The organism is Nanoarchaeota archaeon, assembly GCA_018897155.1.
In the GTDB taxonomy this organism is placed as follows: Archaea; EX4484-52; EX4484-52; order EX4484-52; family LFW-46; genus LFW-46.
This window is the reverse complement of record JAHILE010000055.1, coordinates 17,128-28,804: the sequence shown is the minus strand read 5'-3', so window position 1 is coordinate 28,804 and position 11,677 is coordinate 17,128. Positions and strand designations below refer to the sequence as shown.

The 11,677-nt window shown below is 41.8% G+C and carries 11 protein-coding genes; 3 read left to right on the top strand and 8 right to left on the bottom strand.

The genetic code is table 11. The features are described 5' to 3' along the window. From KKB09_07460 to KKB09_07445, 4 genes are all read right to left on the bottom strand, one after another. A partial coding sequence (locus tag KKB09_07460; GenBank protein ID MBU4301023.1) for a hypothetical protein occupies positions 1–318 on the bottom strand: 318 nt, incomplete at its 3' end. 118 nt (positions 319–436) lie between these two features. Continuing rightward, complete coding sequence (locus KKB09_07455) at positions 437–2,218, bottom strand: hypothetical protein (protein ID MBU4301022.1); 1,782 nt, start codon at positions 2,216–2,218, stop codon at positions 437–439. Then, positions 2,215–3,939: a hypothetical protein gene (locus KKB09_07450; GenBank protein MBU4301021.1), complete on the bottom strand. Its 1,725-nt coding sequence runs from the start codon at positions 3,937–3,939 to the stop codon at positions 2,215–2,217. Before KKB09_07450 ends, KKB09_07455 begins: the two co-directional genes overlap by 4 nt. 99 nt (positions 3,940–4,038) lie before the next feature. Further along, complete coding sequence (locus KKB09_07445) at positions 4,039–4,653, bottom strand: hypothetical protein (GenBank protein MBU4301020.1); 615 nt, start codon at positions 4,651–4,653, stop codon at positions 4,039–4,041. Between the two features lie 194 nt (positions 4,654–4,847). Here KKB09_07445 and KKB09_07440 point away from each other — a divergent pair, with 194 nt between their 5' ends. The 3 genes from KKB09_07440 to KKB09_07430 are packed head-to-tail and all read left to right on the top strand — an operon-like array spanning position 4,848 to position 7,566. Beyond that, on the top strand, positions 4,848–6,383 hold the full coding sequence (locus KKB09_07440; protein MBU4301019.1) for a hypothetical protein: 1,536 nt from the start codon (positions 4,848–4,850) through the stop codon (positions 6,381–6,383). Then, positions 6,383–7,102 (top strand): hypothetical protein, encoded by a 720-nt coding sequence (locus KKB09_07435; protein ID MBU4301018.1) that lies wholly within the window; start codon positions 6,383–6,385, stop codon positions 7,100–7,102. Before KKB09_07440 ends, KKB09_07435 begins: the two co-directional genes overlap by 1 nt. Before the next feature lie 2 nt (positions 7,103–7,104). Then, the gene (locus KKB09_07430; GenBank protein ID MBU4301017.1) at positions 7,105–7,566 is read left to right on the top strand and encodes a GNAT family N-acetyltransferase; all 462 of its coding nucleotides are present in this window, start codon (positions 7,105–7,107) and stop codon (positions 7,564–7,566) included. Here the strand turns inward: KKB09_07430 and KKB09_07425 are convergent. The 4 genes from KKB09_07425 to KKB09_07410 all read right to left on the bottom strand — a co-directional run bounded on the left by KKB09_07425 (position 7,561) and on the right by KKB09_07410 (position 11,411). Then, a complete protein-coding gene (locus KKB09_07425; GenBank protein MBU4301016.1) occupies positions 7,561–7,701 on the bottom strand; it encodes a hypothetical protein in 141 nt (46 codons plus the stop codon). The genes KKB09_07430 and KKB09_07425 overlap by 6 nt on opposite strands. A 480-nt stretch (positions 7,702–8,181) precedes the next feature. After that, complete coding sequence (ftsZ, locus tag KKB09_07420) at positions 8,182–9,282, bottom strand: cell division protein FtsZ (GenBank protein MBU4301015.1); 1,101 nt, start codon at positions 9,280–9,282, stop codon at positions 8,182–8,184. Between the two features lie 963 nt (positions 9,283–10,245). Next, on the bottom strand, positions 10,246–11,001 hold the full coding sequence (locus KKB09_07415) for a hypothetical protein (GenBank protein ID MBU4301014.1): 756 nt from the start codon (positions 10,999–11,001) through the stop codon (positions 10,246–10,248). Positions 11,002–11,087: 86 nt separating this feature from the next. Beyond that, on the bottom strand, positions 11,088–11,411 hold the full coding sequence (locus KKB09_07410; protein ID MBU4301013.1) for a hypothetical protein: 324 nt from the start codon (positions 11,409–11,411) through the stop codon (positions 11,088–11,090). Positions 11,412–11,677 lie beyond the last annotated feature (266 nt).

Here is an 11,677-nt window from a genome sequence, read left to right as displayed (position 1 = left end):
CGTATTTCCGCTTGTGGAGTTCAATTTAATGCAACTCAAAGTTCCGCCAATAGTCTGAACTGCTTCACCAGCAGGACATGCATCGGGAAATTCCGTAAGTCTTGCCCATGGAACTGCACCGCCGGTAAGGTTACTGCTCCAACGAATGTCACCGACAATATCCAAAGGATATAGCGGAGTGCCAGTACCTATTCCGGTGTAGCCTGTGGAGCCGTTGACAACAAGAAAATTCTGAGACAGTTGAGAGTTATTTGAAACTATGAAGCTTCTTGCCTGAGCAGTAGATGAAAATAAAATAGCAAATAAAAAAAGCACCATAATTTTAGAAGCAAAATAATTCAGAGAACCCGGATGTTTTTTATTTATAAAACCAGTTACCCTCATCAATTATCAGCTCCTGCAATCATACATTAGTATTTATCCTATATATAGTTGTCTATACACCCACTTTTACATCCCCTTCTGAACTCAAAAGCAATGTGCCGTTATTTGAGGATGCATTAAATGTTCCCGCAACTTCAAATGAACTCTGAGGCGTTGTTGTTCCAACTCCGACATTTCCGCCGGTTATTCCAAGAGCATTACCGTTACGATTAATTGACACTGCAGATGTTCTCGCACTGTCAAAAAAAGCAATAGTCGACATATTGTCCGACGCCCTGCCAATCAATGCAATAGAGCTTCCGGATGCGCTTGCATTAATATTCAGCGGATCGGTTAGCGATACTGCAACGCCTATTCCGACAAGGCCGTTTTCCTCATACATGGTGGAACTCCCGATAGTTTGTGCTAAAGTAAACTTAGCTAAATAATTTGGCGCACCTGTTCCCAGAATATCGCCGGTTCCTGCCAAAGTGCATATTATATGGGTGTCGTTGAATCCAGTAGCAACTTGGCCTGCCGAACAGTTTAGGGGATAATTAGTAAGATTCGCCCATCCGAGGTTTAAATCTGACGCAATCTTTGCAGAAGTTATTGCGCCGTCCAATATTTGAGGCGTTCCTACAGAGCCCGGCTCAAGCTGAAGATTAGTTTGATTCCCAGTCACATTTCCGCTAAAAAGGGTTGTTGCATTAAGATAATACGTACTCAACTGTCCGTTAAGCTTAATTGAATCTGCGGCAGTGTCTGAAATGCCGAGATACAGGCCGGACAAAGCGATGCCGCCCTCATATACTATTCCGGTTACATTAAGGTTTCCTATCACATCTAATTTTTGCTGTGGTATATTAGTGCCTATGCCAAGCCGGTGATTTACCGAATCCCAATAAAAATTATCGACTGAATCATATGTTATGTCCGTACTGTTTTTCCACCACGCAACATTGCCTGTAGAACCGATACCCTTAACCTGACCATTGATAGTCGGAGCGGTGCATAATGATGACGAATCGTTAAAAAAGAGACATCCACTGCCATTTACACTCAAAGTCGCATTATAGGCCATACTCGTCAGATTTAATAATGATCCTGTGCCGTACTGTACGGACCACAAATTAGGGGCTATTGAACTATAGCTGGCAGGGGTACCTGTAATGTGGTGCTGCGGAGCCACAACACAGCTGCATCCGCTCCAGTTTCCCGGCAATCCTCCAGCACCAGTACATGCATCGCCATCATGAATTTCACAGCCGTTGCCGGAACCCACACCACTTGCGTCGCAATCATAATAATTTGTCTTGCACTGGCATTCGCAACTGGAATTAACAGTATTATTGCCGTCAAGCTGGCCAATCGCAGAGCATCCATCCACAAGCACGTTGACCTCACAGCCATCACCCCAACCGCCATTGCAATTTGCATAACTGCTGCTGACGCAGCTGGTATCGCAAGTGGATGTGTGTGCTCCTGCAGTACAATTTGTTTTTTGATGATTATTATAGCACGAGCTATCGCTCTGGCAGAACCACGGAGTACAAGTTGCTGCGTTTTTTACGCAATCAATAATATAACCGCCGCCAAGACTGGAATTATAAGGGGTGGTATTTGAAGTGCCCGTAATTCCAGGCACTGTGCTATTTATTGTAGCTGGATCATCGCAATACAATACGCTGCTTGTATAACCGCATGCTTTATTAACACCCGTACAATCCTGAGATTGATAACTTGCAGGACAATTTCCGTGGTCTTTTACATATATTGCGGCATCAGCATCATTACTCATTAATACAATTAAAATGGTAAATAGCAGCATCTTAATTATTGCCCCTGATTTCATTTACAGCACCCCAAACGTAACGTATTGCCGCATTGTCCTGTCTTGCCTACTCCGCCTGTTGATTGATCGAATGACCACCAATTGCCAAGATAGCTTCCTGCAGCGCCATGTGTAAACCCGTTGCAATCATTAACTGGCAGCGATGCCGGAGAATATTTCGCAGGACCTGTTGCAATCCATGCTTCACCAGCCCATCCAGATATTGAACTCAAATTCTGCGTAGCTATTGTAAATGATATTTCCGCCATACTGCATAAATGAGTGCCTGAAAATTCTGCATTGCAAATGGCATCACCCGCTTTATAACCGGTTAAACTGCTATAACTCAAACTACCTGTGTAAGTAGTAGCGGTCTTATTATAAAAAATTGACGCAACCCTGCTGCTTAAACAATTTCCGCCATCTATACACACATCAGAATCCGGCGTTACTGTAATATTGCCTGCAACATGCAGCGTTGAATTCGGTGTCATTGTCCCGACACCCACATTACCGCCGGTTATTCCAAGAGCAGTGCCGTTGCGTTTAATTGAAATCGCAGATGTTCTCGCACTGTCTAAAAAATCAATAGACGATGCATTGTCCGACGCCCTGCCAATCAATGCAATAGAGCTTCCGGATGCGCTTGCATTAATATTCAGCGGATTGGTTAGCGATACTGCAACGCCTATTCCGACAAGGCCGTTTTCTTCATAGACTGCAGAATTGCCAATAGCCTGATTTTCTGTGAATTTGGCCAGATAATTCAGAGTGCCGATCCCTCCAATCTCACCAGTTCCCGATGAAGTGCATATTATATGGGTGTCGTTGAATCCAGTAGCAACTTGGCCTGCCGAACAGTTTGCAGGGAAATTTGTAAGATTAGCCCATGCAAGGTTCAAGTCAGGCACAAGCTTGCTTGAATCTATTGATCCGTTTATTATCTGGCTCGCCCCGACAGAATTTAATGCAAGCTGTGCGTTACTATAGGTTCCACTAACATTACCTCCAAATATTGTTGCCGTAGTAAGAACTGCATTGCCTCCGGCATAAATATTTGTGGCATTTACATAAGTCGCGTTAATAATGCTGTAACTATCGTTCAAATCAATGGTGCCGCCAACAACAATTCCTGTTGTCGTGTATAAAAGCCCGCCGGACTGATAAATAAAACTATTGCCAAGAGTTTCTGCGCCAGTCCAGACAGGGATGTAATCTAAACTACCCGAACCAGAAACATTTCCAACAGTTTCAACAAGTTCGCTTATATTGACGCATGCCAGCGTATCATCTATTCCCTGAACCACTTTGCCGGAGCCACATGCTGAAGGATAATTCTGAAGCTTTATCCAGTTGACTTCCGAAATTTTCGCGTCAGTAACTGCCGAATCAATAATGGATGTCGTATTTACGGTGCCTGAACCCAAAGTTCCATAAATATTTCCTGTCGCATTTATGTCGCCGATGACATTAAGCGCGTTTTGCGGAGAAATCGTTCCTACGCCGAGAGTTCCTCCGACATAAAGATTGTTGGTTATTCTCCCGGCTCCAGCAACATCCAAAGGATAAGCCGGAGAGCTAATGCCAACGCCAACATAGCTCACATTCGTAATGTTATACGCGGACATATTGAAATTTGTATCAATATAATAAATCTGGGAAAACGGGTGGCCTTGAGTATTTGCGGCTTCTGCAGGTGTAAAGAACATCAGAAAAAATAGAAAAACTGCTAACAGATTCATACCCCTTGCGAACCCCGCCACTCTCCCAATAATGGCTCTGTTAAACATAGATGATTATAATATGGTCTTTCGCACATATATAATTTATAGCGCCGCCATTTAGAATTTGCATCCGCTAAGCTGCTCGAACCATGCGATATCCTTTGCGCCGCTATATGCCTTGTTCTCGTAAACAACTGACGGAACTTCGGTAATTCCGGCATTTACGCATGCCTGCAGGTTCGGGCCGTCGCAGCTCACATAGATTTTTCCGGAATACATTCCAAGCGCCTGCAATTGAAGGCTTGTTGTTGCCGCGCCCTGCGGAGAGAAAGAGCTGTTCAGAACGCCGAAAATCATCACATTCTTTTCCTTAAGACAGTCAACAAAACCATTCATTTTTTCAAGCTGCTTTGTTGAATTCTCCACAAGTATAACGCCGGGCGATAATAGCTTTCCGTCTTTTGTGACATAAACATCATGATATGTTGTTCCGCCAGATCCAGTGGATTTCAGAAGAACCTTATAGACTCCGCTTTCCTCAGTTACAGCCACAACCTCAAAAGATGTGCCTGGATTGGCCAGCTCATACAGCGTCTTTACGCCTTCGGCTGCTTTTGTATTGGATGCCGTAGCTGATGATGTTTTTAGAACCATAAAGCCGCCAACTATGACCAGTATCAATACAAAGAAAAATAGCCTCGCGATGCTTCCGGAACGCTTTTGCAGTGCCATGAAAATATAATGGCGTCTAAGATATATAAACATATATAAACATATTTAGTTTTTTATTCATCGGGCCAAAAAAATCATAGTTATATAAATAACAGCGCCACAATATAAATAATATGCGATTTCATTTCCGCGTGTTCTTATGCATTTTCTTACTACTTGCATTAAGCCGCTCTGCGGAAGCAATGACGTGCTCTATGAGAAGCAGCGGCTGTATTGGCAAAGAAATCTGCATGTTTTCATCATATTCTCTTAACGACTCACATATCGCGCAGTGCGGATACTATGGCTACTCAGCATGCTGTGATCTGAAGTCGGCAACTCTTAGAGGCAGCCTTTCCTTAAGGGCAAACTGTCTTGCGAATGAAGAAGGAATCGCTGCGCTTTATGATGCAAACGATACGCACGTAGAATTATATTCCAACGGAAATTTCAATTACACGTTATGCGTCACGCCGCATGTTAGGTGCTCAAAAAAGCCGGCATGCGGCGAAAATGAAACCGCAATTTTCTCAGTATTTAACAGCACTGATTCGCATATTGGGACACCGGACTATTACAGCGACAAAATTTGCTGCCTTGACCAGGCGCCAAAAATAATATCTCTTGGCACATATCACGTAAATGGTTTGAATATTGAATATGCTATTATGTTCAACAGAACTGATGTGGTAATGATCCGCGCGAACATAACCGACTCTTCCGGAGCCGAAGATATTGACACTGCACTAGTAACAATAAGAAGCCCTCTTAATGGCACGCGAATATACCTGGCGCCAATGGCAAACATATCTTCGATAGAAAACGGAACAATGTATGAATATAATTTCACAAGGACGCGATTCGCGCGCCTCGGAAACTGGAGCGTAAATGTGTGGGCAAACGACAGCTTTGGAAACACAACTACAAAAGATATATATTTCGAAATAACGCGAAATTCTTCTGAGCTTTGGGTGGTGAATTCACTCATCAATGTGGTATTTTCCCCAAACGGAATATCTTCGCTGGAGCTGAATGATTCTGAACTGCTTGAAGAAGGCATAGACCTGCTTACTTACGGCCTGCCAAATGTTACGCTATATCCGACTGTCGCAAAAATAGATTATGCAAACGGCGTATTCCTAAAAATATACGACCAGCTTTCAAAAATAGTTGTCTACTCAAACCATAGCTTCAGCCCGGTTATCAACCTGAATTCAACATTCACAAATTATTATAATGACAGCGAAAACACATTCAACGGCTCCGGAGAACAATTCAGCAATATCCTGAACATGACTTCAATATATACCGGAACAAGAACAGTAACGATAATCGGAAAGGATCTAAACGTGTCAGTCTACAACACAACGCATAAGGAAATACGGCTGTACAACGTAACCGAATTCGAAATATACGTGCATCCGGGAACATATGAAACATCGCTTGCCGAAAAGAACATGTATTTGAATCCGCCGGCAACTCTGATAGGCCTGCCTGCCCTGATAAACGGAATTGCCGACAAAAGAATAGAGGAACTTGCGTCACTGACACGCTCTGAGATACAGCAGCGTATTGGAAGCGGAATCAGCTACAACATAACCATCGAGAACAAAACAACAAGCATCGGCGGGACAATACCTGACGACCGTGATGTAATCGTAGTAAGCAGGCCGATGACACTCATAGGGCGGCTTGGAAACATAACTAAAACATACATGAACATCGCGCTGTGGATTGGAGATGGTAATTAATGGATATTGGGCGCGCAATGCAAAAAGGAGTTCTGAAAAAAATTAAGGAAAATAGAAAAGGCCTTCTGCATACGCTTGAAGCGACAATCGCATTTATGATGGTCACCGGCTTTCTTGTTTTTGTCATGCCGCATATAAATACTGCAAACAGCAAAACAGAAAACATTCGCGCACATGTTTATGACGGCCTTTCCGCAATGGATAGTGCAGGAACGCTTAGAAACCTTGCCGCTGCCGAAAATCTTTCAGGAATAAAATCGGAGCTCAACAGCACGCTTAAAACCCCTCTGAAATTCACTGTCGGAATGTCAAAATCAAACATAAGCCACGGAACGATATACCCTAAACCCGGCGCGCCGGAATACATAAATTATACTGCGGATAAAGGCGCGCTTGATTCGGCAACCATTTCCGTCAATTACATAAATGCCTCAGATCCGTCAATATACATTAACGGCACGCTTCTTAAACAGCATTCCGGAGATTATTCCGGAAACGAAGAAATATTGGACATATCATCAGCCACCCAAACCGGAGAGAACTCCCTGATGATAAACACTACAAATGACGCGAAAATTTCTTACAGCCTCTTGCTCGTCGAGTCCCTTGAGCTTGAAAAGCCGGAAGAAAACATAAATATAATAACAGTCGGATACATCATGTCAGGAAATGAAACAACTTTCTCGCCAAAAGAAGTGCGCGTTTATGTCTGGGGATAGATATGAATAAAATGCCGGCAAAAAATAAAATTCTTGTTAAAGAAGTTCCGATTGAAGAAGCGGTAAAGGTTAATCTTACGATTCCGGAATTTGATGAAAGGTCGCGCACAGAAGAATATTTTGCGGACAGATACAAAGGAAAGGAAAACTTGATCATTGCCGCATATTTTGAAAATAAGCCTGCGGGCTATCTTGTGGGATATGACCGATTTAAAGATGGATCATTCTACTGCTGGATGGCCGGCGTTGCGCTGCAGTTCAGAGAAAAGGGTATTCTTGCCGCGCTGATGGATTATCTGGAATCCTGGGCAAAGGCGCGAGGCTACAAAAAAATTCGGATAAAAACGCGCAACAACCGGCGCGAGATGCTAACATATCTTGTCAAATATGGCTTCTATTTCACAGAAGTTGAAAAATATCCAAATGCTAAAGAAAATAGAATTCTTGCAGAGAAGGTATTATGATATATAACGCTCTTTATTGCTCAATAATATCCTGATATCGCTCCTAGTTTTAGTTCCACAATCAGCAATTATTCCAAGTGTTTCATAATTCTTTTCCGGAGTTCTACGCACACCAAGATATTCTAATAAATCCATTGGAATACGCCTAAGAAAATATGAACTACGTAAATTAAAAAAGATAAAGAAATTGTCGTAGGCAATTTCTATCTTTTCAGTTTGGATGAACCGCAGAAAGCTACGGAATATAGACCCAAACTGAAAATAACGCGGAGCCAAAATCCGATGCTGTCCTTCAAAAGAAGCGCATGTTTTTTGGCCCCTGCTTTTATTTGGCAGATTTTAAGGTATGTAAGAAGGCAGTGTTATTTTGAAAGCCGAAACTTCGCAATAAATTGCAGAGCAAGATTTTCAAGTTCAAAAGAACTTGAAAAGCTTCGAGTTCGCAAAGCGAACGAGATGACTTTCAAAAGCTTGAAAATCCGTAAGGATTTTGAGGACATTAAGTCCTCAAATCATGCCGCTTTCGCGGCAAGCTTTTGGGCGTAACCCAAAAAGCCTAGAGCAAGCAAAGCTTGCGAAAGGATTTTCATGAACTGTCTTCAATTGCTTTATCTCTTATCGTATTACTGAGATTCCTAGAGTGTTTAATGTGCTGGTCATGCCTGAGGAAACTTTTGTAGTTTCAGCAGACTGAGGACCAAGGACATATTGCGAGCGCACACCAGTGATTATTGTAATCACTCTTAGCGCACCTTTCATATTGTCGTCGATTCTCGCCCCCCAGATTGTCTGAGCTCCTGCGTCGAGGTTTCTTGCGACATATTCGCCGATTTCCGTAATCTCCTCGAGCTTTAGATCGCTTCCTCCGGTTATGTGCACCAATGCTCCTGTTGCGCCCTTGTAGTCCACATCAAGAAGCGGGTTTGCCATGGCTTTCTCCACTGCTTCACGTGCACGTGCTGCGCTTGAGGATTCCGCAACTCCAATCATTGCCACACCGCCGTTTTTCATTATCGCTTTTACGTCAGCGTAGTCGAGGTTGACAAGAGACGGAGTTGATATTGTCTCGGTAATTCCTTTTATCATTGTCACGATAATCTCGTCTGCCACCGCGAATGCCTGCTGCAGCGGCATGTTTCCCGCGATTTCGACAAGCTTGTCGTTTTCAATAACTATTGCTGTGTCGCAGTGCTGCCTTAGCTTTGCAAGGCCGTCCTCTGCTTTGTGAATTCTTGCGCCCTCTATTTTGAATGGCATGGTGCATACACCAATGACGATTGCACCCTGCGCCTTTGCGACTTCAGCTACAACTGGCGCGCATCCTGTTCCTGTCCCGCCGCCCATACCTGCGATAAGAAACACCATGTCTGTTCCGCGAAGAGCTTCCCTTATTTCATTGATAGACTCTTCAGCAGCCTGTTTTCCGACATTCGGGTATCCTCCTGCTCCAAGACCCTTTGTGAGTTCCTGGCCGATAAGGATTTTCCTGTCTGCGTTTATGGTCTTTAGATGCTTCATATCCGTGTTAAGCGCAATTGTCTCTGCGCCCACAACGCCTACAGCCGCTAGCCGGTTAATTGCGTTTGTTCCCATGCCGCCGCATCCGACAACCATTATTTTGGCATCGGTTGAGCCGACGAATTCGTCCAGCGACTTATTGCTAAGTGCGCTCTTACTTGCCTGATTTGACACTGCCCTTTGTATGATAGATTCCATTTAAATCCCCGTCTTACCTTAGTACCTTGAGCTTCTGCACAAATTTACTTTTCATTTGCACGCATACTATGAATTATAAATTATTATTTTTTGCCCTGATGCCAATGACTTGAATTTTTGAATCGCTTTTTTTGATGCGCGCGATCCAAAAGGAACATTTGGGAAGTGTTCGCCATTCAACTCTGTTGTTATCACATAGTTTTTTGCCTGCATTAGTTCGTTTATTTTTCAGTTTGAATTTGTGCTTGCTGCGATTCCAAACTGAAAAAGACAGAAATTGCCTGTTCTTTTAGGCAATTTCTGTATTGTTGTATATTGTTCAATATATACGATACACAAACGAAAAGTATATCTATGCCAAAGTATAAGTATTCCTTACAACAGAACAACTCGAATGAACCGCCAAGTTTGTTTGAGCAACAAAGTTAAAACTAATACAACAGAAAATCTAACTTCAATTGATTGCCAAATCAATTAAGTTTATTCCACTCCGTGGAAAACTTTTCAAGACAAGCTTGAAAATGCCAAAAAACTTACCAACAATCTGATTAAAATCTCGCCAAAGATTTTAAGCAAATATATTTTTGAAACAAAATGTGTTCAACATTGCAAATCGCGCCAACGAATTGTGATTTTAAATCATCTCGCCAATGGCTTGAAGATTTTCAACTATTGGTTGAAAACACTAATCTAAAACCAAAAATGTTAAACTAAAGTTATACTTTTCTTTTGTGCACAAGAGTATATATATGTTTTGTTTCTCGCATGTATATTTCTTCAAATATATTCTATAACATCTACAATTACTGCCATTGATTTTAATGGGGTGTGTTTCCTCTGTAGTTGTTTCTTGGAGTTGGTTAAAAGAACCTTTATTTCCAATGGAGACTGATAAACATCCCCCATACTTCAGATAGAAATAGCTTTGCTTCCGATGGAAAAACAAATACAATAGATCGCATTCTAAGAAAAGCAAGTATCCTCGCTTTTGCCAAGCAAATATTTGCTATAAAATTCATTAGTTGGCAAAATTGTTGGTATTCGATTACCATCTATGAAAAATACGTATTTGCTCTCATCGAAATTTTTAGCGCAATCTAAAGTAAATTTAAGATAATCCACTTGCATGACAGCCTCACATAATGCGTTATATTTGCCGGGATAATAATATTTCAGCCCATCATTTTGAGAAAGTTCTCTAAGAGACGCCGGACTCTCCACACGATTTTCATACAAGGAATCATTTTCAAAAGAAGCCATCTGATTAACAGCAACAGCTACGGATTTAAGTGATGTGGAACGCGTTAAATCAACTCCCTGATTTTTTGGTACTCCGTCAGAGTCCAATTTTATATCCGGTCTACGCGCACAATAATTACGCAAATCTATAGTGGATCCGCCCGGATTTAATACATGCTCATATATACACTGATGTGATTCCTCTGTATTATAATCTAATTGATGATTAGGCAACCAAGGGGGGTACTCCATTTTTATGATCTTTATAATCTCCGGAACATTGGCAAACTCCAATAAAGAACACCCAATCATATTAAAATTAGATATAATCAATTCTATATAGTTTATAAATGCTTTCTTTTCCATTAGGGTGTATTTTTTGCCGCATTCATCATAACCTAACGCACTATCGTCAAAAACTGCTTTTAGGCCCGAATCAAGAGGTTCAGAAAACACTACATAGTTGAAGATGTCTGTCATCAACTCACAAGAATAACTATGCTTAAAGGTTTAAATAACCATTTAGGAACAACATAAAAATAGACAAATGATGATTTTAAAAGAATTCAAAGGAAATTCTTGATAAGGTCATCCCTCGTGTTCGCATTTGAGTTGCCGTCAGTTACCCGGATTATTTTCTGAGCTTTCCTTTTCCCGGGCGGGCACAGTAAGCACTCGTAAACAAAGTGTATAAACCCCGTCTCAGGATTCTCCACGGTCTTTACATGCTCATATACGGTCCGACAATCAGGACATATCCCCACTACAGGAACAGTCTCATCGCAATGTTTGCACTTTGAAACGATCACATCTATGAGTTCATTCTTTGTGTTCAATGCAGTTATTGTATATTGGTCTGAATCGCCATTGCATTTATCTTTATAGTTCATGTCACCACCATCTAATGTAACCTGCCGCGCAAACATTTATATTCTTTTGCACACAATAGAAAAGAGTGATAATGATGGTCGATTCTCGGATTCTCCGCTAAACTCGCGCAGGCGCGCACTTATTTCAATTCTCAGTATAATTTTTTTGAAGTTAGTATAAGCTTTGCAATAATTGGAATTATGGGCATTATTATAATTATCTAAGCGAAGGCGCCTTTTCGTTCTCTTCGCTTGCTTGTTCTTTGAGTTTTTACTATGAACTTTGA

Bases quoted from the DNA above. Each gene is read 5' to 3' on its own strand.
- KKB09_07455 (MBU4301022.1), bottom strand. From the start codon at position 2,218: ATGAAATCAGGGGCAATAATTAAGATGCTGCTATTTACCATTTTAATT.
- KKB09_07435 (MBU4301018.1), top strand. From the start codon at position 6,383: ATGGATATTGGGCGCGCAATGCAAAAAGGAGTTCTGAAAAAAATTAAG.
- KKB09_07410 (MBU4301013.1), bottom strand. From the start codon at position 11,411: ATGAACTATAAAGATAAATGCAATGGCGATTCAGACCAATATACAATA.
- ftsZ (MBU4301015.1), bottom strand. From the start codon at position 9,282: ATGGAATCTATCATACAAAGGGCAGTGTCAAATCAGGCAAGTAAGAGC.
- KKB09_07425 (MBU4301016.1), bottom strand. From the start codon at position 7,701: ATGGATTTATTAGAATATCTTGGTGTGCGTAGAACTCCGGAAAAGAAT.
- KKB09_07415 (MBU4301014.1), bottom strand. From the start codon at position 11,001: ATGACAGACATCTTCAACTATGTAGTGTTTTCTGAACCTCTTGATTCG.
- KKB09_07430 (MBU4301017.1), top strand. From the start codon at position 7,105: ATGAATAAAATGCCGGCAAAAAATAAAATTCTTGTTAAAGAAGTTCCG.
- KKB09_07445 (MBU4301020.1), bottom strand. From the start codon at position 4,653: ATGGCACTGCAAAAGCGTTCCGGAAGCATCGCGAGGCTATTTTTCTTT.
- KKB09_07450 (MBU4301021.1), bottom strand. From the start codon at position 3,939: ATGAATCTGTTAGCAGTTTTTCTATTTTTTCTGATGTTCTTTACACCT.
- KKB09_07440 (MBU4301019.1), top strand. From the start codon at position 4,848: ATGAGAAGCAGCGGCTGTATTGGCAAAGAAATCTGCATGTTTTCATCA.